Below are 21,008 nucleotides of genomic sequence, written 5' to 3'. Positions count from 1 at the left end.
CGTTCTTACTCACGGCGTGGGGAGACCGGTGTATGGCTGATGTTGACGGGAGCGACGGCAGCGTTCCGTTCTGGTGGATCGCGTTTTTCATCCTGGTCTCACTTGGTGCGGCGATCGGTTCGATCTATTTCGTCGGCGGCAGCATTCTGCTGGTACCGCCGATCGCGTAGCTACATCGAGTCAGGGGCCTCGACGCCGAGGACGGCCAGGGCGTTGGCAACGGTGTGTTGTGCGGCGGCGACGAGCGCGAGCCGCGAGCGGCGGGTTGCGGCCGAATCGGCCGACAGCACCGGACACGACCGGTAGAAGCCGTTGAACGCGTCGGCGATCTCGCGGGTGTAGGTCGCCACGCGGTGGGGTTCGAGCTCGTCGGCAGCGTCCTCGATAACCGCCGGAAATCGGGCGATTGCGTCGATCAGTGCGGCCTCCTCGGGTGTCGGCAGTGCTTCGATATCGATCTCGTCGACACTCGGCTCGCCGTCGGCCTCCGCAAGAATCCCACAACAGCGAGCGTGGACGTACTGGACGTAGGGGGCTGACTGAGCCTCGAAGTCGAGTGCCTCCTCCCATTTGAACGTGATTCCTTTGGTTGGTTGTTTCGAGACAATATCGTAGCGCACCGCGCCGATCCCAACCTGGTGGGCGATGCGTTCGATATCCTCCTCGTCGAGTTCGTCGTCGCGGATGCGGTCGTCAAGGCGATCTTCGACCTCCTCGCGGGCGCGGTCGATGGCCTCGTCCAACAGATCATCAAGCATGACGCCGGTGCCGCGGCGGGTGCTCATCTTCCCCTCCGGGAGATTGACGTACGAGTAGATCACGTCGTCGAGCCGGTCGGGATCGTTGCCGAGGATATCCAGCGTCGCCTGGAGTTGGCGGGCCTGCAGCTTGTGATCCTCGCCAAGAACGGTCACCGCACGATCGAAGTTATCGAACTTCCACTCGTGGTGGGCGAGGTCACGGGTCGTATAGAGGCTCGTCTCATCGGAGCGCAGGAAGACGAGATTTTTGTCGATGCCAAACTCATCTAATTCGAGCTGCCAAGCCTCCTCGTCGTAGACGGCATACTCGCTGTCTTTGAGCCGGGCGGCGACATCGTCGGTCGAGCCGTCTCGCATGAATCGCGTTTCCTTGACGAACTCGTCGAACTCGGCGGGCAGCCGGGCGAGACAGTCTTTCATTCCACCGAGGACGGTGTCGACGACCTCGCCGACGCGCTCGTAGGTCGCCTCGTCGCCGGCTTCGAGTCCCTGCATGATCGCGGCGATCTCGTCCTCGGCTGCCTCGGCCGTCGCCTCGTCGGCGTCTTCGAGGAATGAGTTTCCTTTGCGGTAGTACCGCACCAGATCATACTCCGCGCGATCGCGGGCTGGCTCGCTGTCGAGATCGCTCTCGTCGAACTTCTCGTAGGCCCACGTGAAAACAGCCATCTGGCGGCCGGCATCGTTGACGTAGTAGTGGCGTTCCACGTCGTAGCCCGCCATATCGAGGGTGTTGGCGACGGCGTCGCCGAGGATCGGGTTCCGGGCGCGGCCGACGTGTACCGGGCCGGTCGGGTTCGCGCTTGTGTGTTCGACGACGACTGACTCCTCGCGGTCGTCCAGCCGCCCGTAGTCGTCGGCGTGGGCGGCTTCGACCGTCTCCTGTCGGTATCGGTCGGTCGTCTGAAAGTTGATGTACGGCCCTTTGGTCGTCACCGCACCGATGTAGTCGTAGTCGGCCGGCTCGATGGCGTCGGCCAGTTCGGCGGCGGCCTGTGGCGGTGCGGTCTCCAGCTCGCCGGCCAGCCGGAAAGCAACACTTGAGGCCAGCGTCGCGTCAAGATCTTCGGGTGGCTCCTCGATCCCGAGGTCGCCGGTCGGCAGGCTGAGTGACTCCAGGCCCGCCGTCAGGGCGTCGGCGACCTCCGCACGAAAGGTTCTGAACATGCCGTCGGGTTTCCGGCCGGTGCTAAAGGGCCTTCCGAACCGACACCCGCGATCCGAGGGGTCTTCAACGCGGGCCACGTACTCCGAGACAGCAGTGTTGGTTTCGACGGACAATCTATAACGATTTTGAGATGCGTTCCATATGCGATATTCTTATCACACTCGATCACCTTTTCCCATCTATGTCAGAATCGGCAGCGGGCAGCCTCACTCACGACGAACTGCTCGCGTTGAAGCATGTCGCCCTCGACGGTGGCCTCACGGGCACGGTGACCGTCTCCTGTCGCGGTCTCGGCGACCGCCTCGATGCCTCGACACAGACCGCCTCGCGTCGTCTCCAGGCGCTTGAAGCGGGTGGCTATCTCGACCGCGAGCGGGTCGCCGACGGCCAGCTTGTGTCGGTCACCGACGGCGGCGAGCAGGCGCTCCGATCGGAGTACGCCGACTACCGCCAACTGTTCGAGTCGCCGACTGAGTTGACGCTGACCGGCACGGTAACGACGGGGATGGGCGAGGGCAAACACTACATCTCACTGCCGGGCTATGAACGCCAGTTCGAATCCCGCCTCGGCTACACACCGTTTCCGGGCACACTCAACATCGAGCTTGATACCGCAAGCATTCACGCTCGGGCTGACCTCTCGGGACAGGCGTCAGTACCGATCGACAGTTGGGAGGACGATGATCGCACCTACGGCGCGGCGACCTGCTACCCCGCAACGGTCGAACGCGATGGTCGGGCCTTCGAGCCAGCGCACATCATCGTCCCCGACCGCACCCACCACGACGAGGAAAACCTCGAACTAATCGCCCCCATCAAGCTCAGAGACGAACTTGATCTCGATGACGGCGAGATGTTAGCCATCCACGTTGCGGAGGCGGAGCTCGAATGAGCCCGCCGACTGCTGACGCCGACAGCGACGCGGCCAGCATCGACGCCGACACCTCTCAACCAATGGAAAACGGTGACAGCGACGCAGTCGACGCCGCGATCGACGCCTTCCGTGCGGGTCAGCCGGTGTTGATCCACGATTTCGCCGACCGCGAAGGTGAAACCGATATCGTCTATCCGGCAACCGCGGTCGACCCCGCGGCGGTTCGGCGACTTCGCAACGACGCCGGCGGGCTCGTCTGTGTCGCCCTCGCTGACAGCGTTGCCGAGCGGTTCGACCTCCCTTTCCTCCAAGAGGCCCTCGACCATCCGGCGACCGAGAACCACGAACTGAGCTACGACGACCGCTCGTCGTTTTCGATCACGGTCAACCACCGGACGACAGAAACGGGGATCACCGACCGCGACCGGGCAACAACGATCAGTGAACTCGGCGCGGCTGCGGCGACCAGCGACTACGACGGCGAGACCTTTGCGACCGAGTTTCGCAGCCCCGGGCACGTCCATCTGCTGCGGGCGGCCCCGAATCTCTTGGCCGACCGGGCCGGCCACACCGAGTTGGGGATTGCCCTCGCCGAGGCGGCCGAGCAGCCGCCGGCAGCCGTTGTCTGTGAGATGCTCGACGACGACACCGGTGCCGCGTTGTCGCCGGCTGACGCGGCCGCCTACGCGGCGCGCAACGATCTCGTCTACGTTGAGGGATCGGCCCTGCTCGACCGACTGGGGTAGCCGCGGGCCGCCTGCTTAGCCGCGAGACGATCTGTTTTGATCGTTGGTTGCAAACTGTTAAGAATCGGTAGCCGAAGGTTCAGAGTAGCAATGGCATCCTTCGACGAGATGCGCGAGGCGGGCGATATCGAGACGATCTGGCAGAACGGCGAGTTCGTCGACTGGGACGACGCGACGATCCACGTCCTCACCCATGGGCTTCACTACGGGACGGGGATCTTCGAGGGGGCCCGCGCCTACGATACCGACAACGGGACGGCCATCTTCCGGTGGGAGGAACACCTCGATCGGTTCTTCGCCTCGGGGGATCCCTACGAGCTGGAAATCCCTTACGACCGCGAGGAGCTCACCGAGGCCACGATTGAACTCCTCCGCCGGCAGGATCACGACAGCGCGTACATCCGCCCGATCGCCTACTTCGGCTACGGCAGCCTCGGGATCAGCCCCGACGACTGCCCGACCGATGTCGCCATCGCCACCTGGCCGTGGGGGGCGTATCTCGGCGAGGAAGCCCTCGAACACGGCATCGAGGTCATGGTCTCCTCGTGGCGAAAACACGCCTCCAGTCAGATCCCGACCAACGCCAAAACGACCGGCCTCTACGTCAACAGTCTGCTGGCCGGCGAGGAAGCCCGCCGCAACGGCTACGAGGAAGCGATCGTCCTCAACAAGGAGGGCCAGGTCGCCGAGGGCCCCGGCGAGAACCTGTTTCTCGTCCGCGACGGCGAGATCTACACGCCCGGCCTCTCCCAGAGCATCCTTGACGGCATCACCCGCGATACCGTGATCACGCTGGCCCGGGAACTCGGCTACACCGTCCACGATCAGGCGACGATCAGCCGCGGCGAGCTCAACACGGCCGACGAGCTCTTCTTTACCGGGTCGGCCGCTGAGGTCACCCCGATCCGCAAGGTCGACAACGTCGAGATCGGCACCGGCGACCGCGGCCCCGTGACCGAGGAGATCCAGTCAGCGTTCTTCGACCTCGTTGAACGGAAAACCGACGCCCACGACGACTGGTTCACGTACGTCTAACGACGACCGGTTCAGCGTTGTACACGCGAGTGCTCCGCCGGTATCGTTATCCTCGCAGCGAGCCTCTAGTTGGTATGAACCGCCTCCCACGAGCCCTCCTCAGCGTCGCTGTCGGCGTTCTCGTCTTCCTCGGCGTGACGATCGCGGTCACCGAGGGGCTCGCCCCCTACGTCTGGCCGTCGCTCATGGTCGGGGTTCCGGCCGGTGGTGTCGCCGGTGTCGCCGCCGTCCCGCTGGCCGTCTTTGGGCTCGCCGCGTGGGCGGAGCGACGGCAAACCGGCCGGGTGAGCGAGCGTACCCGTCGCAATCTCTCGACCACGGCGGCTGCTCTCGGTGGGTTTGTGGTCGGTAGCGCGCTCGCGTTCGCCGTGGCGATGACCCAAGCGATCGGCCTCGCAACCGCAATGCTTGTCGCCGCGATGCCCGCGGGATTGTTCACCGCCGCGGTCGCCGGGATCCTCGTTGCGCGTCGCCACCGACGCGTGGCGCGGGCGTCGGCACCGCCGTCGACCGATGTCGAGTAAGCTCCGCGTTAGTTGTCGGTCGCTGTGCCGTCAGCCCCCTCCGACGACTCGGTTCGCACGGTCGTGGTGGTGTCGTCGTCGCCTCGGGCCGGGTTTTCGGCTTCCTCGACTGGAATGTGGTGTGCCGACTCCGCAAATCCCGCGCTCAACACCCGCGTCAGGGCTTCCTCGACTTTCTCGTTGGTCTCTTCGACCCGATCCTCCTCGACCTCCATCACGAAGCCGGTCGTGATATTCGGCGCGGTCGGCAGAAAGAGCACGATCTTGCCATCCTGTGTTTTCTTCCCGGTTTTGAACGCCGTCATCCGGATCCCGGGCCAGGTTTCGAGTCGCACCGGCTCCTGGAGATCATCGGTGCCGGAGAGTGCGGTTTCGACGGCGAGCTTTGTCGCGTTGTAGACGACCCGGAGCCCCGGCATCCGATTGATCGCGCCATCCAACGCCGACTCGAAGAGCCGGCCGGCGGTCGTCCGCATCAGGTAGCCGACCGCAAGGATCAGCGTCAGGATGAGGACGACCGCGACGGTGATCCGGGCCAGCGGGACGAGGCTTTCTGGAACGCCGAGCCCGACGAAATCGAGGGTGCTGATCAGCGGGAGGGCGATGATCCGCTCGTAGAGATAGTTGAGAACGAACAGCAAAATCCCCAGCGGCAACAGCACCACCAGCCCGCTGGCGATATCGCGTTTCCACGAGGACATATTCTCTCCTTGGTGTGTGGACGCTTAGGTCATGTGGATCGCCCGCTGGGGGCCGAACCAGTGCGTCTTTACGCTCGCCGACATCTCACTCGGGTATGCTTGTGGGCCTTGTCGTGACAGCGTTGTGGGCGATGTTGCCGGCCTACGTGCCGAACAACGCGGCCGTCCTCGCCGGCGGCGGCCGCCCGATCGACGGCGGCCGAACGTGGGGTGACCGCCGGCTCCTCGGCGACGGCAAAACCTGGCGCGGCACCGCCGTTGGCACGCTTGCCGGCGTCGCTCTTGCCGCCGGGCTCAACGTCGTTGCCGCGCCGATCGCCGCTGCTACCGGACTCTCGCCGCCAACGTTCCCGCCGGCCGCCGCCGTCGGCCTCGCCGCCGGTGCGATGGGTGGCGATATCGCGGCCTCGTTTCTCAAACGCCGGAGCGGCCGCGACCGCGGGGCGGCGTTTCCCGGCTTGGATCAGCTTGATTTTGTCGTCGGCGCGCTCGCATTCGCCGTCGTCGCCGCGCCTGAGTGGACGCAGGCGACGTTTACCCCCGGTGTGCTTGTGGTGGTGCTCGTTGCCACACCGGTTCTCCATGTCGGCACCAACATCATCGCCTACCTGATCGGCGCGAAAAACGAGCCTTGGTAGCGTGTCGACGCAGCTACCGGGTGAACTGGACGCCGGAATCCGTGATCGACTGCCGGAGGAATCGGTGATCGATGATTCGGTCAACCGCCCCGGCTTTCGTCTGTATCTCCAGGTGTTTGAACTCGTAGTCCCGCTGGATCGATTTGGCAAATCGGGTGGCCTGTTGGTTGCCCTCAAGCGCACAGAACATGAACTCATCCGTCGCCGAGGCAACGGTCCACGCCGCAAGCAACTGACTGTACGTCACCTGCAGGCGTTTGAACTGGTCGTTCCACAGGAGGCCGCCGACGCTCTGTGTGGTCTCCCAGACGAGCGCGCAGGGATACCGGCTGTTTGAGAGCTGTTTGCGGACGGCGCGTTCGGCCAGCCGCCGGTTTTCGTACCGTGACAACACCTGTGGCTTGCTGCCGTCGGTGACAAACTCCCGGACGACGCTCTCGCGCCCGTCGGCGACGATCTCGATCGGGGGTTTGCTGTCCGGCACGCTGATCGCGCCGATCGCCCCGGTGCCCAGTATCTCTGCGTCCACGACTCGGTTGCTGTTACCCGGCCGCGGTATAAAATTCCGTCCCAGTCTGTCGGCATCCCCGCTGCTGCACCTGGCACCGCGATCAGGCTGTCGCAACGAGCCGCGTTTCGCCGGCGGTGACCGCCTCGTCGATGGCGACGAGGACATCCTCCCGATCGTATCGTGGCGGCAACAGCACATCGGCGCGGCTCCCGAAGGAGACGTGGCCGATCCGTTGGCCGCGGGTGAGGGTGTCGCCGCCCTCAACGTAGGGGTGAATCCGGCGGGCGAACCAGCCGGCGATCAGCGCGACCTCGTAGTCGCCGCAGTCGATGACGACCCGCTCGTTGCGATCGGAATCCTTCGAAAAGGCTGGCTTGTACGCTCCGGGGCAGTGGTCGACCGATCGCACCGTGCCGCCGGCCGGCGCGCGGTTGACGTGGACATCGGTGACGTTCATGAAGATCCCAACCCGAACCCGGTCGCCCTCCTCGCGGATGACCGACACCCGGCCGTCAGCCGGCGCGATGATCCCCGACCCGGGTGGCTGTCGGGGTGGATCACGGTGAAACCACAGCACGCCAACGCCGAGTGCGAGGGCGACGGCCGCACCCGGCGGGAACACGACGACGGCGATGACGGCGGCCGCAAAGCAGATCGCGGCGTACCGCCATGCGCCGGAGGCGACGGCGATGGTCGGGAGTATCGAACCCATGGTTAGGCCATCTCCCGAAGTTCAGCTCGGCCGTCGGCCCACGCAGCCAGCAGGTGCATGAGGTGAAGCTTGTCGTCGAGGCCCTCGCTCAACTCGTGGTCGGCCGCACCGGCGAGTGTGTGGAGCCGGGCGATCTCGTCGCTGTCGAGGGCCGACTGTGAGCGAGCGACCCGCAGCAGCTCGCTCAGTAGCGTCTTGCCGTCGTAGCCGCCATCCGACAGCAGGTCATCCAGCGTCCCACGAGCCTCGCTGAGCTCACCGTTGTGCGCGGCGGTCAGGGCGGCGGCGATCTGCTCGTCGTCGCCGATATCGCCGAGTGTTTCATAGGCTGCCTGCATCGTGAGTTCACCCTCCTGTTCGGCGGTTGTCTGTGCGGTCAGAATCGCCTCACGGAGGTTACCGTCGGCCGCGCTGGCGACGAATTCGAGTCCGTCGGTGTCGTACTCGACGCCCTCGGCGTCACAGATCGTTTCGAGGCGATCGATGATCTCGTCGGTCGTCGGGGCGCGCATCGGGACCGGGAAACACCGCGAGTGAATCGGCGCGATCAGCTTCGTCGGCTGCCGTGTCGTAAACACGAACTGTGTGGTGCGGTGGTGTTGTTCCATCACCCTGCGAAGGGCCTGCTGGAAATCCTCCCGGATCGCCTCGGCGTTATCCAGGAGAATCGTCTTGAACTGCCCGGAGACCGGGGCGTGACTCGCCGACTCGGTGAGCACGTGGTTGATCATGTCGGCTTTCGCCATCCGACTCTTCCCGGCGAGAAAACCCGCAAACCGCGGGTCGTTTGTGATCTCTTTTTTGCTGCGACCGAAGAAGTCGGCGACGTTGAGCTCAATCAGATCGGCGTCGGGATCCTCGTGGACTGCCCGGGCCAGCGCGCGGGCGGCGGCGGTTTTGCCGACGCCTGGCGGCCCCTGCAGCAGGAGGTTCATCGGTTCGCCGACGGTTCGTTGGAGTCGATCGCGCACCTCCGGCTGTGGGAGGTCGGCCAGCTCGGGGGCGTAGGTGTCGATCCACAGCGGTGCGTCCATTGGCGACGCTGGGGGCCGGTGGCGTAAGAATCGGTCGATCGCCCGCGCTTGCTCACGGTACTCTCACCGCGAGCCCGTCCGACTGTCGTTCCGAAGGGGGTTTATCGCTCGGTGGTTGAGCCCCGCCCATGTCGTTACGCGTGACGTTTCTCGGAACCAGTGGGGCCGTGCCGACGACCCAACGCGCTCCCAGTGCGATCATGGTCAACCGCGAGGGCGACCGCCTGCTGTTCGACTGCGGGGAGGGCACCCAACGGCAGATGATGCGCCACGGCACCGGCTTTACCGTCTCGGATATCTTTGTCACGCACCTGCATGGCGACCATATTCTTGGCATCCCTGGTCTCGTCCAGAGCTGGGATTTCAATGACCGCACCGAGCCGCTGACGATCCACTGTCCGCGCGGCACCGCCGACGAGATCGATAAGCTGCTTCGGATCGGCGGCCACTCGCCGTCGTTTTCGATCAGCATCGATGAGGTTTCCCCCGGCGAGGCGGCCCACGAGACCGACGAGTACACTGTTCGCGCCGTCGAAACTGACCACCGCGTCACCTCCGTTGGCTACGCGCTCATCGAGGCCGACCGCCCCGGCCGCTTCGACCGCCAGAAGGCCGAAGACGAGTTGGGGATTCCGCCGGGCCCGAAGTACGGCAAACTCCACAACGGCGAGTCGGTCGAACTCGATGACGGCCGGCTGATCGACCCCGAGGAAGTTGTCGGCGACCCACGTCCGGGCCGGCGGGTTGTCTACACCGGCGACACCCGCCCGACGGCGGCCGTCGAAGCCGCCGCGGCCGACGCTGATCTACTGATCCATGATGCCACCTTTGCCGATGGTCACGCCACCCGCGCCCGCGAAACCAAACACGCAACCGGCCGGGAGGCCGGCGAACTCGCCGCAGCAGCGGGCGCAAAACGGCTTGCGCTGACGCATATCTCCTCGCGGTATGGGGCCGATCCGTCGCCGATCAAGTCGGGGGCCGCCGATGCCTTCGACGGCGAGGTCTTCATCGCCAGCGACGGCCAGCAGGTCGCGGTGCCGTTTCCTGACGCTGACGCCGACGAGCGGTGATCGACCCCACCGGATCGACACACACCTGCCCACGAGAGGTGTTCTCACAGTAGTGCTCCTAGCAGCGGTTTTGTCGATCGCCGCCTACGCTCAGATATGGGCATCAACCCAGCGATCAGCCTGCTGTTGGTCTCGGATACCCCTTCGTACCGCGAGGCCGTCGCCGACGCCGTCGATCACTGTCCGGATCTCACCCTGACAGCGACCGTCGTGCCGGACGACAGCCAGCCGGCCCGTGTTGCGGCTCCCGCTGACTGTGTGCTCATCGACGCCGGCACCGACGGCCTCTCGCTGGCTGATTTTCGGGCGGCCCTCCGCACCCACCACCCCACACTGGCTGTCATCGTCGCCGCAGCCGAGTCGACGACACTGCCGCCGTCGCTGTCGATCCATGCGCGTGTCGCCACGTCTGACCCGGATATCGTTCCCGAACTCGCCCGGATTGTCACAACGACCCGCCAGCGACAGCCCTCGCCGTCGGTGTCGGCCGACCAACAGTAATCCCGCCGTCGACACCCCCGCTCGGCGTGGCCTATTTAGCGGTCGATGCCCTACTTCCCTCCGTGACCGTCCGGACAAACGCCATCGACGCGCCGGTGTTCGGCGTCGACATCCAAAGCGGCGACATTCGGGGCGACGCGCCGGCCTACGCGTTGGTTGTCCTCGACGACGGCGAGATCGAGCGCGATGTCGTCTCCTTCCGGAAGCTCTGCCGACTCATCGACGACGAGGAACCCGCACTCGTCGCCACCGACAACGCCTACGAACTCGCCGCCGACAAAAACGAACTCGTCGGCTTTCTGCGGTCGTTGCCGTCGACGACGAAACTTGTCCAGGTGACCGGCGACGAACGCCCCGAACCGCTCTCGCGGGTCGCCTCCCGTCACGGCGTTCCCTACGACAAAAAACCGATGGCCGAAGCCGAGGCCGCCGCGCGGCTGGCGATCGCCAACGTCGGCTGTGAGGTCTCGGCGTTCACGGATACCACGACCGTCAAGGTCGCCCGCGGCCGCTCGACCGGCAGCGGCGGCTGGAGCCAGGATCGCTACACGCGGCGGATCCACGGCAACGTGAAAAAAGTCGCCCGCGAGGTCGAATCCAAACTCGACAGCGCGAATCTCGACTACGAGCAGGACGTGACCGAGAAGTACGGCGGCTACTCGAACGCGATCTTCACCGTCGAGGCGACGCCGGACGAGCTCCCAGTCTCTACCCATCGGGCCGGCGACACCCGGATCGAGATCGAACGCGAACAGCGCGACGGGATCAGCTACCAGCCGCTCGTCAAACGCCGTGATCGCGTGATCGTCGGCATCGACCCCGGCACGACGACGGCGGCGGCGGTCGTCTCGCTGGACGGCCGCGTGTTGGCGACGTTTTCCAGTCGGACGGCCGACACCGCCGAGGTGACCGAGTGGCTGATCGAGCAGGGTCGGCCGCTGATCGTCGCCGCCGATGTGACGCCGATTCCGCAGACGGTGGACGAATTCCGGCGGAGCTTCGAGGCGACGGCGTGGACGCCCGAAAGCGATCTGCCGGTCGACGAAAAGCTCCACCGCACCCGCGACCACGAGTACGACAACGACCACGAGCGCGACGCCTTAGCGGCCGCGCTGTACGCCTACGACGACCGCGAGGATCAGTTTGATCGCATTACCGAGAAGACGCCGCCGCAGTTCGACCGCGAGGAGGTCATCGCCCACGTCGTCGCCAACGAGTCCTCCGTCGAAGCCGCCCTATCCGAGCTGGCGGACGACGAGGACGGCGACGAGGAGGAATCGACCCACGAACCGCGTGAACTCACCAGCGAGGAACAGCGCATCAAGGATCTCGAAGCGCAGGTCGATCGGCTGCAGTCCCACAACGAGAAGCTAGAGGCTGAACTCGCCGACCGCGAGGAAACGATCGACGAGTACGAGGAGAAACTCTCCGAGGCCAAACGCGAGGAACGCCGGGAGGCCCGCGAGCGACGCGCTGTCTCGCGGCTCAAACGTGAAACCGACCGACTGGAACGCGAACGCGATGAGGCCCGCGAGCGCGCCGACGAACTCGAAGCCAAACTCGACCGCCTCAAGGAGCTCTGGAAGCTGGATCACTCGGATGCCGCTGTCACCGGCGACCGCAATCTCGTCTCGGTGAAGATCGTCGAGCAGTTCACCAACCGCGCGCTCGACGACGCCGAAGACGAGGTCGGCCTCACTCGCGGCGACATCATCTATTTCCGGGATGCGTCGGGAGCCGGCCGGAGTACGGCCGAGCGCGTCGCCGCCATCGAGCCACGGGTCGTCCTCCGCGGCGGCGGGCTGTCGGATGCGGCCGATGAGGTGCTGTTCGACGCGGGTATTCCAGTCGGCCCCGCCGAGGACGTTTCGATTCAGGAGATCGACGAACTCGCTGTCGTTGACGACGCGGAGATCGAGGCCGTCATCGACGACTGGGAGGAGCGTGCCGAAGCGCGCGAACGCGAACAGAAGGCAAGCATGGTCGACGAACTCATCAGCGAACACCGGGCGGATACGAAAAGCGGCGGTTCGTAGCGACCACATTCAGAAGTCATTTTACACCGCTGACCCGACGACACTGCATGGATGCCTACGAGCTGATCACCCGGAACGCCGCCGAGGTGGTCACCGAGGAGGAACTAGAGGAGTTGGCCGACGATCCCGACGGCAAGCGGGCGTATGTTGGCTACGAACCCTCCGGCGTCCTCCATATCGGCCACATGTTGACGGCGACAAAACTGATCGATCTGCAGGAGGCGGGCTTCGATGTCACCGTCCTCCTGGCCGACGTGCATGCCTATCTCAACGACAAGGGTACCTTTGCGGAAATCCGGGAGACCGCCGACCGGATGCAAGAGCAGTTCATCGCCTACGGGCTCGACGAGAGTAAAACCGAGTTCGTCCTCGGCTCCGAATTTCAACTCGACGAGGAGTACACCCTCGATCTCCACGCCGCTGAACTCGAAACGACGCTCTCGCGGGCTAAACGCGCGATGGCCGAGATCGCCCGCGGCGACCACGCCAAGGTCTCCCAGATGGTCTACCCGCTCATGCAGGCGCTCGATATCGAATATCTCGATGTCGATCTCGCGGTCGGCGGCCTCGACCAGCGGAAAGTCCACATGCTGGCCCGCGAAACGCTGCCGGAGCTTGAGTACGACGTGCGGCCCGCCCTGCATACGCCGATCATCGCCGACCTCTCCACCGGCGTCGGCAAGATGGCCTCCAGTTCGGGTGTGACGATCTCGATGGAGGACAGCGAGGACGACATCGAAGCAAAGATCAACGACGCCTACTGCCCGCCGACGGCCGATCCCGACCCCGATGGCGACGGCAACGAGCGAGAAAACCCCGTCCTCCAGCTGTTCCAGTATCACGTCTTCCCGCGTGTCGATAGCGTCGTCGTCGAACGCCCCGAACAGTACGGCGGCGACCTCGAATACGACGACTACGAGACGCTGGAAGCCGACCTCGAATCCGGCGAGTTGCACCCGATGGACGCGAAATCCGCGCTGGCCGCCGAACTCAACGCGCTGATCGAACCCGGTCGCCAGCAACTGAACGCCTAATCTCCCGCCGCGACCCCCTCCCAGCCGAGCTTTTTTATCCGATACCGCGGCCACGCCGCACAATGTGTTCCGCCGATAGCCGCGGCCAGTCGCTGCAGATCGGTGCGATCCTGCTGTTTGGGTTTCTCCTCATCGGGATGACGACCGCCCAAGCCAGCCTCGTACCTGCGGACATTAGTCGGGCGGAACTCGATCACAGCCAGCGGGTGGCCGATCAGTTGGTCGGCCTTGAGACGGCCGTCTTCGAGACCAGCGTGACCGGCCGCCCGCAGCCGACGACGCTTGATCTCGGGCCCACCTACGACGATCGGCTGTTGTTCGTCTATCCGCCACCCCGAGCCGGCACGCTGCGCACGACTGAGCCCGCGACCCTCCATATCGACAACGCCGAAGCCGTCGGCGACGACGATGCGTTTGACACCTACTGGAACGGGACGACCCGGAGCTACACGACGCGGGCGATCACCTACGAGCCAGCCTACCGGGAACTCGACACCGCACCGCGATACCGGCTTGAACACGGTGTGCTTGCGGCGCGGTACGACGCGGACAGCCGAATCGAGCTGGCCGACAACCGCCAGCCGGTCGTCGACGACACCGACCTCTCGGTACTCGTTGTCGACGGCGAGGTGGCGGCCGCGGGCGTCGGCACCGAGGCCGTCGTTCCCGAGCGCGTCACCGACTCGACGACGGTCGACATCGAAGCCAGCGGCGATCCGATCCGGCTTCGATTGCCGACCGAGCTGTCGGCCGAGACGTGGCGCGAAACGATTCTCGCCGGCCAACCGACGGTTGATTCCGTCGCCGTCGCTGACGACGTTGCCACCATCACGCTCGACAGTTCGGAAACGTACGATTTGACGCTCCACGAGATCGAAATCGGCACGAACACCACCGACCCGTCGGCGACCTATCTGCGGAACGCCTCCGGCGACGACGAGTGGCCCTTGCCGGTTGACGTGCGGGATCGGTACAACGACCGGGTTGACGACGCGACGACGGTCTGGGTGTACAACGACAGCGACTACGGCAGCCCGGAATCGTCGTTCACGGTACCGGACGGCACCGCTCCGGCGGTGTCCGGCGACGTGTGCTACACGCTGACGAAAGGCGTGGTTGATGCCGACGCGCCGGAAACCGTCGAATCGGTCGCCGGCGGGTGTGCGTAACCCTGTCCCGTGGCTCGCTTACAACCCCACGATTTTTACACGCGTGATGCCCTACCCCCGCGTATGAGCGACAACGAGGGGCGACGCGACCTCCGAATGCCTGACGAGGGGGAGGTCTTCGCGGAGGTCACCGACATGCTCGGAGCGAACCGTGTGACCGTCCGGTGTGCCGACGGCGTCGAGCGCACCGCCCGCATCCCGGGCCGGATGCAGAAACGCGTCTGGATCCGCGAAGACGACCTCGTCATCGTCGACCCGTGGGACTGGCAGGACGAGAAGGCCGATATCGTTCACCGCTACGAGCAAAACGAGGCCGATCAGCTCCGCAACGAAGGCCACATCCAGTAGCGACGGCACCGCTGTCGACAGCCACGACCGACGACGCTTTTCCCGCTGCCGCGTGTAGCCTCCCCTAATGACAGAGGAGTACGGACTGCTCGACACCGATCCTGAGGCCGCCATCGGCGACGAGTGGGAGGAGATCGACGTTTCCGACACGGAGGCCGACCGGATCGCCCGCGAGCGCGACCGGGAGTTCGAGCAGTTCGAAGAGCAGATCAACGACGCCGAGCAGTTCAAAGTCGAGCAGTCGGTCTTCGACGATGCGACCTTCGGCGCGCTGTACAAACTCGTCGCCGACGGCCACATCGAGGCCTTCGGCGGACCGATCTCGACCGGCAAAGAGGCCAACGTCTACGAGGCCCTCGGCGCCGAGGACACCGAAGTTGCGGTCAAAATATTCAGAATCAACGCCTCGCCGTTCCAGCAGATGCGGACGTATCTGGAGGGCGACCCCCGATTCGAGGGGCTCGGCAGCGACAAGAAACAGGTCGTCCTCGCGTGGGTGCGCAAGGAGTTTGCCAATCTCAGCCGCGCCCGGGAGGCCGGCGTCCGCGTTCCGCGTCCCATCGCCGTCGAGCGCAACGTCCTCGTCATGGAGCTCGTCGGCCTCGTCGAGGACCGCGCCCGCCGACTCGCCGAAGTGAATATCGAAAACCCCGAGACGGCCTACGAGGTTGTCCGCGAGTACATGCGCCGGCTCCACACGGCCGGGCTGATCCACGGCGATCTCTCGGAGTATAATATGATTATCCACGACGGCGAACTGGTCATTATTGACCTCGGGCAGGCCGTCACCGTTCACCATCCCAACGCCAGCGACCTCCTCTATCGTGATTGCGAGAACGTCGCCGCCTTCTTCAGCCGGCAAGGGATCGAGACCGATGCCGACGAACTCTTCGCGTTCATTGCCGGCGACGACGACCGGATCGTCCGTTGAGCCGCCGCCATCTCGGTTGCTGCGTCGCCGCCGTGCCGCCTGAACCGCGAGGAACACGCTTAAACAGATCCGCGGGGTAGCACCCGTATGCAACACGTCAAAGTCCCGCAGGATCGGATCGGCGTCCTCATCGGCGAGGGTGGCGAGACGATGCGGGAGATCGAATCCCGGGCGGAGGTACGGCTGGATATCGACTCCGAATCGGGCTCTGTCGCCATCGAGTCGGTTGGCGATCCCGTGAGCGCGCTTGTCGCCCCCGATATCGTCAAGGCGATCGGCCGCGGGTTCAAACCCGAAACCGCGCTGACGCTGCTTGACGACGACATGCGTCGGTTTGAGCTGATCGACCTCTCCGAGCAGACTCGCAACGACAACGACCTCCGGCGGCAGAAAGGCCGAATCATCGGCGAGGACGGCCGCACTCGCGAGCTCATGGAGGAGCTCTCGGGCGCCAGTGTCGTGATCTACGGCTCAACGGTCGGGGCCATCGGTGACGCCGAGGAGGTCGACGCCGTTCGGCGGGCTGTCGGGATGATCCTTGACGGCGCGCCCCACGGTGCAGTTTATGCCTTCCTCGAAGAGAAACACCGAGAACTGACGCGCGGCCCCGATCTGGCCTGATCGGATCAGCTCGATTCCTGGGAGTCTGCCTCGTCGCCCTCGATATCCTCTTCGTGCTCGGTATCGCGCGTGTCAGTATCGTAGGGCGACGCTGACGGTGTCTCTGTTTCCTCCGCCGGCTCGGCGGCGTCCGCTGGTTCGGTTTGTTGGGCAGCCTCGACGGTGTCTTCACCGGGGGTAGTGCCGGTCTCTGGTGGGGCAGATTCGGCGGGGGACTCGCTACCGGCTGTGCTGTTCATCGCCGTCATCTCCTCGTCGTCGCCGGTCTCTGCTGCCGTGTCGTCGGTGGGTCGTTCCCCGTCACCGCTCGCGTCGTCACGGGCGGGCCAGTCGATCGTTCGGTCGTCGTCGCTGATCTCGTTGAGGGCGGCTTCAAATCCTGGGCGTGTGAGCCGCATCTCCTCGACAGCCGCCTGCTGACCATCGTCGCGGGCACGGACGTGGGCCCGCACGGCCTCGGTCGCGGCCTTCCGGCAGAGCGCGGCAAGCTCCGCGCCGACAAATCCGTCGGTCGCCGCCGCCAGCGCGTCGAGGTCGACATCGCCGGCGACCGGGCGGTCGCGGGTGTGGATCGCCAGGATCTCGCGTCTGGCTGCCTCATCCGGCTCGTCGACCGCGATCTGTTCTTCGATTCGGCCCGCGCGGGTGAGCGCGTCGTCGAGCAGCTCCGGCCGGTTTGTCGCGGCGATCACCACCACGTCTTCGAGGGCTTCCAGCCCGTCGAGTTCGGTCAGCAGTTGGCTGACGACGCGCTCGCTGACCTGGGAGTCACCTCCGCTGCCGCGCTGGGTGGCGATGGCGTCGATCTCATCGAAGAAGACGACCGTCGGGGCGTTCTCGCGGGCCTTGCTGAAGATCTCTCGGACGCCCTTTTCGCTTTCGCCGATGTATTTGTCGAACAGCTCCGGCCCGTTCACGGAGATGAAGTTGGAGTCGGCCTCGTTGGCAACGGCCTTCGCCAGCAGCGTCTTCCCGGTTCCGGGTGGTCCGTGCAGCAGGATGCCCTTGGGGGCGTGGAGATCGACCTGCCGGTAGGCCTCGGGGTAGGCCAGTGGCCACTGGATCGCCTCCTGGAGCCGTGCTTTCGTCTCCGGGAGTCCGCCGACATCGTCCCAGGTCACATTCGGCGCTTCGACGAAGACCTCTCTGAGCGCGCTGGGTTCGACCTCTCTGAGCGCGCGCCGAAAATCGTCCGCGGTCACCGCAAGGCCGTCCAGCGTTTCGGCATCGATCGTCTCCGCCTCAAGATCCAGTGTTGGCCGAACACGCCGCAAGGCGTTCATCCCCGCCTCCCGTACCACGCTTTCGAGATCCGCGCCGACGAAGCCATGGGTGTTGCTCGCGTAGCTGCCGAGATCCACATCGTCGGCCAGCGGCATCTCGCGGGTGTGGATCCGGAGGATCTCGCCGCGGCCGTTGGCGTCGGGCGCGCCGACTTCGATCTCACGGTCGAAGCGGCCGCCGCGCCGGAGTGCGGGGTCGACGGCGTCGATGCGGTTGGTGGTGCCGATCACCGTAATCCGGCCGTGATCGCCCAGCCCGTCCATCAGCGAGAGGAGTTGGGCGACGACGCGGTGTTCGACGCTGCCCTCGGTGTCGCCGCGTTTCGGCGCGATCGAATCGATCTCGTCGATGAAGACGATCGCGGGCTCCTCGCTTTCGGCGGTCTCGAAGACCTCCCGCAGTCGCTCCTCGCTTTCGCCGTAGTATTTCGACATGATTTCCGGCCCCGAGATGGTCTGGAAATCCGCGTCGATCTCGTTGGCGACGGCCTTCGCAATGAGGGTCTTGCCGGTTCCGGGTGGGCCATGCAACAACACGCCCTGTGGCGGTTCGATCCCGAGTGCCTGAAACAGCTCGGGGTGCCGCATCGGCAGCTCGATCATCTCCCGTACCGCATCGAGTTCGTCATCGAGGCCGCCAACATCCTCGTAGGTGATCCCCGGCGGGTCGGCGTCGGCTGACTCCGTCTCCTCGTCGTCTTCCGTCGGCTCCTCGACGATATCGATGGTCGTCGAGTCGGTGACGACGACGGTGCCGCCGGGCTCGCTGCCGATGATCTTTACTGGTATTCGGCGGTTCGACCCCCCGTTCAGGGAGCGAAAGCCCATCGTCACCGACACCGTTTTGCCGGGGCTGACCGCGCGGTTGGCGAGCTTGTCGTGGATGTAGGCGGCGATATCGCCCTGGATTCGGAGGCCTTCCGGGATGACGACCGCCAGCCGGGCTGCTGGTTCGACATCCGCCGAGGAGACCTCGACGAGTTGGTCGATGCGGGTGCCGAGGGTTTTGCGGGTTTGGCCGTCGATCCCGATGATCCCGCGCTGTCGGTCTCGGTTTTGGCTGAGTCGTGCCCGGAGGACGGCTGTCCGATTCCCGTGGCTGATCGTGACAAACTCGCCGTTGTTGACCCCGAGTGTCGCCATCGATTCGCGGTCGATCGTTGCGACCCCGTTGCCCGGGGTCTCCCTGTTGAGTGGTTTGACGCGTAGTTTCATCGATTGCTTCCTCCCGTCGCGTCGCTGCCGTCCCGCGGCGACACGACGGCTCCGTGTATGCGGTGTGTACGCCCACCCGCGTCAAATAGGTGGGTGCTTGCGATCCCGCCGGCTGGCTCTATGCTTGCTGATTGCGATCCCGCTGGCCGTCTTCCGGTGTCGACGGTGATCTGACCAGTACTTAAACCACCTGGTTGGTAGTCTCTCACATGCCCTAATTTGTCACACAGCGCGCCGCTCAGTATTTGCATACGAAGGGTTTATATAGAATCACAAACAATCCGGAGGTGACTATGTCTCAACAACAGCGAATGGGTAATCAGCCGATGATCGTCCTCTCGGAGGACAGCCAGCGAACCTCGGGGAAGGACGCCCAGTCGATGAACATCACCGCGGGCAAGGCCGTTGCCGAGTCCGTACGCACCACACTCGGGCCGAAGGGGATGGACAAGATGCTCGTCGATTCCGGCGGCTCGGTCGTCGTCACCAACGACGGCGTCACCATCCTCAAAGAGATGGACATCGACCACCCCGCCGCGAACATGATCGTCGAGGTCAGCGAGACACAGGAGAACGAGGTCGGCGACGGCACCACCTCCGCCGTCGTCGTCGCGGGTGAACTCCTCGATCAGGCCGAGGAGCTGATCGACTCCGAGATTCACGCGACGACCATCGCACAGGGGTACCGAGAGGCCGCCGAGAAGGCCAAGGACATCCTCGAAAGCGAGGCCATCGAGGTCTCCGCGGACGACCGCGACACCCTCGTCGAGATCGCCACCACGGCGATGACCGGCAAGGGCGCGGAAGGCGCGAAAGATCACCTCGCGGAACTCGTCGTCGACGCCGTGCTGGCCGTCGAGGACGACGAGGGGATCGACCTCGATAACGTTGATGTCGAAACCGTCGTCGGCGGTTCGATCGACAACTCCGAACTCGTCGAGGGCGTCATCGTCGACAAGGAGCGCGTCGACGAGAACATGCCCTACTTCGCCGAGGACGCTTCGATCGCGCTGTTCGACGGTGCCTTCGAGGTCAAAGAGACCGAGATCGACGCCGAGGTCAACGTCTCCGACCCATCCCAGCTGCAGGAGTTCCTCGACCAAGAGGAAGCCCAGCTCAAGGAAATGGTCGACCAGCTCGCCGACGCCGGTGTCGACGTGGTCTTTGTCGGCGATGGCATCGACGACATGGCCCAGCATTACCTCGCCCAGGAGGGCATCATCGCCGCCCGCCGCGCGAAGAACTCCGATCTGAAGGCACTCGCTCGCGCAACCGGCGGCCGCGTCGTCTCCAACCTTGACGACCTGACCGAGGACGACCTCGGCTTCGCCGGCAGTGTCGCCCAGAAGGACATCGGCGGCGACGAGCGACTCTTCGTCGAGGACGTCGAGGACGCCAAAAGCGTCACCCTCGTCGTTCGCGGTAGCACCGACCACGTCGTCGACGAGGTCGAACGCGCAATCGAGGACTCCCTCGGTGTCGTTCGCGCCACGCTCGAAGACGGCAAGGTGCTCCCCGGTGGCGGCGCGCCCGAAACCGAACTCGCACTCCAGCTCCGCGACTTCGCCGACTCCGTCGGGGGCCGCGAACAGCTGGCTGTTGAGGCATTCGCCGACGCACTGGAAGTCATCCCGCGCACGCTCGCCGAGAACGCCGGGCTGGACTCCATTGATTCCCTTGTCTCGCTGCGCTCCCAGCACGACGGCGGCGACTTCACCGCCGGGCTGGACGCCTACTCGGGCAACGTGATCGACATGGAGAACGAGGGCGTCGTCGAGCCGCTTCGCGTCAAAACGCAGGCGATCGAATCCGCAACCGAAGCCGCTGTGATGATCCTCCGCATCGACGATGTCATCGCCGCAGGCGACCTCGCTGGTGGCCAGGTTGGCGACGACGACGATGACGGACCAGACATGCCCGCCGGCGGCGGTATGGGCGGCGGCATGGGCGGCATGGGCGGCATGGGTGGCATGGGCGGCGCGATGTAAGTTCGGCCACAGTCCGCTTACTCACCCACGCCAACCTAACCGCTGTACCGGCTTCGAACCGACTGCGTTGCGACCGCGGTCATTCTCGTTTTTATTTCGCTCTAT

The 21,008-nt window shown here is 65.0% G+C and carries 20 protein-coding genes and 1 pseudogene; 15 read left to right on the top strand and 6 right to left on the bottom strand.

Annotation, left to right across the window (positions count from 1 at the left end):
* Positions 1-32: 32 nt before the first annotated feature.
* Positions 33-170, top strand: coding sequence for a hypothetical protein (locus HKK80_RS13240; protein ID WP_411800066.1), 138 nt, complete (start codon positions 33-35; stop codon positions 168-170).
* On the opposite strand, the gene argS is transcribed toward HKK80_RS13240, so the two are convergent.
* Positions 171-1,928, bottom strand: a complete 1,758-nt coding sequence (gene argS, locus HKK80_RS13235; RefSeq protein ID WP_411800065.1) for an arginine--tRNA ligase — start codon at positions 1,926-1,928, stop codon at positions 171-173. It abuts the gene before it with no gap.
* Between the two features lie 182 nt (positions 1,929-2,110).
* Between argS and HKK80_RS13230 the strand changes: the two genes are divergently transcribed.
* The 4 genes from HKK80_RS13230 (at position 2,111) to HKK80_RS13215 (ending at position 5,108) form a co-directional block, all read left to right on the top strand.
* Positions 2,111-2,821: a DUF120 domain-containing protein gene (locus HKK80_RS13230; protein ID WP_411800064.1), complete on the top strand. Its 711-nt coding sequence runs from the start codon at positions 2,111-2,113 to the stop codon at positions 2,819-2,821.
* Complete coding sequence (ribB, locus tag HKK80_RS13225) at positions 2,818-3,549, top strand: 3,4-dihydroxy-2-butanone-4-phosphate synthase (protein ID WP_411800063.1); 732 nt, start codon at positions 2,818-2,820, stop codon at positions 3,547-3,549. Before HKK80_RS13230 ends, ribB begins: the two co-directional genes overlap by 4 nt.
* A gap of 90 nt (positions 3,550-3,639) precedes the next feature.
* The gene (locus HKK80_RS13220) at positions 3,640-4,584 is read left to right on the top strand and encodes a branched-chain amino acid transaminase (RefSeq protein ID WP_411800062.1); all 945 of its coding nucleotides are present in this window, start codon (positions 3,640-3,642) and stop codon (positions 4,582-4,584) included.
* A 74-nt stretch (positions 4,585-4,658) separates the two neighbouring features.
* Positions 4,659-5,108 carry a hypothetical protein gene (locus HKK80_RS13215; protein ID WP_411800061.1) on the top strand — a complete coding sequence of 150 codons (450 nt, stop codon included), beginning with the start codon at positions 4,659-4,661 and terminating at the stop codon, positions 5,106-5,108.
* A gap of 8 nt (positions 5,109-5,116) precedes the next feature.
* Here the strand turns inward: HKK80_RS13215 and HKK80_RS13210 are convergent, their stop codons facing one another.
* Positions 5,117-5,809 (bottom strand): DUF502 domain-containing protein, encoded by a 693-nt coding sequence (locus HKK80_RS13210; protein ID WP_411800060.1) that lies wholly within the window; start codon positions 5,807-5,809, stop codon positions 5,117-5,119.
* Between the two features lie 95 nt (positions 5,810-5,904).
* Between HKK80_RS13210 and HKK80_RS13205 the strand changes: the two genes are divergently transcribed.
* Entirely contained in the window at positions 5,905-6,447 is a 543-nt protein-coding gene (locus tag HKK80_RS13205; RefSeq protein ID WP_411800059.1) for a CDP-2,3-bis-(O-geranylgeranyl)-sn-glycerol synthase, read from the top strand.
* A 13-nt stretch (positions 6,448-6,460) separates the two neighbouring features.
* Here the strand turns inward: HKK80_RS13205 and HKK80_RS13200 are convergent, their stop codons facing one another.
* The 3 genes from HKK80_RS13200 to HKK80_RS13190 form a co-directional block, all read right to left on the bottom strand.
* Complete coding sequence (locus tag HKK80_RS13200) at positions 6,461-6,976, bottom strand: hypothetical protein (RefSeq protein WP_411800058.1); 516 nt, start codon at positions 6,974-6,976, stop codon at positions 6,461-6,463.
* Positions 6,977-7,058: 82 nt separating this feature from the next.
* Positions 7,059-7,670 (bottom strand): protein sorting system archaetidylserine decarboxylase, encoded by a 612-nt coding sequence (locus HKK80_RS13195; protein WP_411800057.1) that lies wholly within the window; start codon positions 7,668-7,670, stop codon positions 7,059-7,061.
* A gap of 2 nt (positions 7,671-7,672) precedes the next feature.
* Positions 7,673-8,704 (bottom strand): AAA family ATPase, encoded by a 1,032-nt coding sequence (locus HKK80_RS13190; RefSeq protein WP_411800056.1) that lies wholly within the window; start codon positions 8,702-8,704, stop codon positions 7,673-7,675.
* Between the two features lie 128 nt (positions 8,705-8,832).
* Here HKK80_RS13190 and rnz point away from each other — a divergent pair, with 128 nt between their 5' ends.
* The 8 genes from rnz (at position 8,833) to HKK80_RS13150 (ending at position 16,417) form a co-directional block, all read left to right on the top strand.
* Positions 8,833-9,777, top strand: a complete 945-nt coding sequence (gene rnz, locus HKK80_RS13185) for a ribonuclease Z (protein ID WP_411800055.1) — start codon at positions 8,833-8,835, stop codon at positions 9,775-9,777.
* Positions 9,778-9,873: 96 nt separating this feature from the next.
* A complete protein-coding gene (locus tag HKK80_RS13180) occupies positions 9,874-10,278 on the top strand; it encodes a hypothetical protein (RefSeq protein ID WP_411800054.1) in 405 nt (134 codons plus the stop codon).
* Positions 10,279-10,340: 62 nt separating this feature from the next.
* Complete coding sequence (locus HKK80_RS13175; protein WP_411800053.1) at positions 10,341-12,314, top strand: DUF460 domain-containing protein; 1,974 nt, start codon at positions 10,341-10,343, stop codon at positions 12,312-12,314.
* Positions 12,315-12,361: 47 nt separating this feature from the next.
* A complete protein-coding gene (locus HKK80_RS13170; protein WP_411800052.1) occupies positions 12,362-13,348 on the top strand; it encodes a tyrosine--tRNA ligase in 987 nt (328 codons plus the stop codon).
* Between the two features lie 62 nt (positions 13,349-13,410).
* Positions 13,411-14,517, top strand: a complete 1,107-nt coding sequence (locus tag HKK80_RS13165) for a hypothetical protein (protein ID WP_411800051.1) — start codon at positions 13,411-13,413, stop codon at positions 14,515-14,517.
* 63 nt (positions 14,518-14,580) lie between these two features.
* A complete protein-coding gene (eif1A, locus tag HKK80_RS13160; protein ID WP_411800050.1) occupies positions 14,581-14,865 on the top strand; it encodes a translation initiation factor eIF-1A in 285 nt (94 codons plus the stop codon).
* A 67-nt stretch (positions 14,866-14,932) separates the two neighbouring features.
* Positions 14,933-15,796 carry a serine/threonine-protein kinase Rio1 gene (gene rio1 / locus HKK80_RS13155; RefSeq protein WP_411800049.1) on the top strand — a complete coding sequence of 288 codons (864 nt, stop codon included), beginning with the start codon at positions 14,933-14,935 and terminating at the stop codon, positions 15,794-15,796.
* A gap of 87 nt (positions 15,797-15,883) precedes the next feature.
* Positions 15,884-16,417 (top strand): KH domain-containing protein, encoded by a 534-nt coding sequence (locus tag HKK80_RS13150; RefSeq protein ID WP_411800048.1) that lies wholly within the window; start codon positions 15,884-15,886, stop codon positions 16,415-16,417.
* 353 nt (positions 16,418-16,770) lie between these two features.
* Here HKK80_RS13150 and HKK80_RS13145 read toward each other — a convergent pair.
* A pseudogene (locus HKK80_RS13145) lies at positions 16,771-18,915 on the bottom strand (CDC48 family AAA ATPase); the annotation flags it as partial.
* 326 nt (positions 18,916-19,241) lie between these two features.
* Between HKK80_RS13145 and thsA the strand changes: the two are divergent.
* Complete coding sequence (gene thsA / locus HKK80_RS13140; protein ID WP_411800073.1) at positions 19,242-20,903, top strand: thermosome subunit alpha; 1,662 nt, start codon at positions 19,242-19,244, stop codon at positions 20,901-20,903.
* Positions 20,904-21,008: the final 105 nt, after the last annotated feature.

The sequence above is a fragment of the Halonotius sp. F2-221B genome (assembly GCF_046719765.1).
Classification (GTDB): domain Archaea; phylum Halobacteriota; class Halobacteria; order Halobacteriales; family Haloferacaceae; genus Halonotius.
Note: the sequence above shows the minus strand (reverse complement) of the source record. Positions and strands in the feature narration are given on the sequence as shown.

What these genes read in the sequence shown, in the direction of transcription:
- HKK80_RS13170 (WP_411800052.1), top strand. Translation starts at nt 12,362, where the DNA reads ATGGATGCCTACGAGCTGATCACCCGGAACGCCGCCGAGGTGGTCACC.
- HKK80_RS13180 (WP_411800054.1), top strand. Translation starts at nt 9,874, where the DNA reads ATGGGCATCAACCCAGCGATCAGCCTGCTGTTGGTCTCGGATACCCCT.
- HKK80_RS13210 (WP_411800060.1), bottom strand. Translation starts at nt 5,809, where the DNA reads ATGTCCTCGTGGAAACGCGATATCGCCAGCGGGCTGGTGGTGCTGTTG.
- HKK80_RS13230 (WP_411800064.1), top strand. Translation starts at nt 2,111, where the DNA reads ATGTCAGAATCGGCAGCGGGCAGCCTCACTCACGACGAACTGCTCGCG.
- argS (WP_411800065.1), bottom strand. Translation starts at nt 1,928, where the DNA reads ATGTTCAGAACCTTTCGTGCGGAGGTCGCCGACGCCCTGACGGCGGGC.
- HKK80_RS13190 (WP_411800056.1), bottom strand. Translation starts at nt 8,704, where the DNA reads ATGGACGCACCGCTGTGGATCGACACCTACGCCCCCGAGCTGGCCGAC.
- thsA (WP_411800073.1), top strand. Translation starts at nt 19,242, where the DNA reads ATGATCGTCCTCTCGGAGGACAGCCAGCGAACCTCGGGGAAGGACGCC.
- HKK80_RS13165 (WP_411800051.1), top strand. Translation starts at nt 13,411, where the DNA reads ATGTGTTCCGCCGATAGCCGCGGCCAGTCGCTGCAGATCGGTGCGATC.
- HKK80_RS13220 (WP_411800062.1), top strand. Translation starts at nt 3,640, where the DNA reads ATGGCATCCTTCGACGAGATGCGCGAGGCGGGCGATATCGAGACGATC.
- HKK80_RS13205 (WP_411800059.1), top strand. Translation starts at nt 5,905, where the DNA reads ATGCTTGTGGGCCTTGTCGTGACAGCGTTGTGGGCGATGTTGCCGGCC.
- HKK80_RS13195 (WP_411800057.1), bottom strand. Translation starts at nt 7,670, where the DNA reads ATGGGTTCGATACTCCCGACCATCGCCGTCGCCTCCGGCGCATGGCGG.
- HKK80_RS13150 (WP_411800048.1), top strand. Translation starts at nt 15,884, where the DNA reads ATGCAACACGTCAAAGTCCCGCAGGATCGGATCGGCGTCCTCATCGGC.
- ribB (WP_411800063.1), top strand. Translation starts at nt 2,818, where the DNA reads ATGAGCCCGCCGACTGCTGACGCCGACAGCGACGCGGCCAGCATCGAC.
- HKK80_RS13240 (WP_411800066.1), top strand. Translation starts at nt 33, where the DNA reads ATGGCTGATGTTGACGGGAGCGACGGCAGCGTTCCGTTCTGGTGGATC.
- rnz (WP_411800055.1), top strand. Translation starts at nt 8,833, where the DNA reads ATGTCGTTACGCGTGACGTTTCTCGGAACCAGTGGGGCCGTGCCGACG.
- eif1A (WP_411800050.1), top strand. Translation starts at nt 14,581, where the DNA reads ATGAGCGACAACGAGGGGCGACGCGACCTCCGAATGCCTGACGAGGGG.
- HKK80_RS13215 (WP_411800061.1), top strand. Translation starts at nt 4,659, where the DNA reads ATGAACCGCCTCCCACGAGCCCTCCTCAGCGTCGCTGTCGGCGTTCTC.
- rio1 (WP_411800049.1), top strand. Translation starts at nt 14,933, where the DNA reads ATGACAGAGGAGTACGGACTGCTCGACACCGATCCTGAGGCCGCCATC.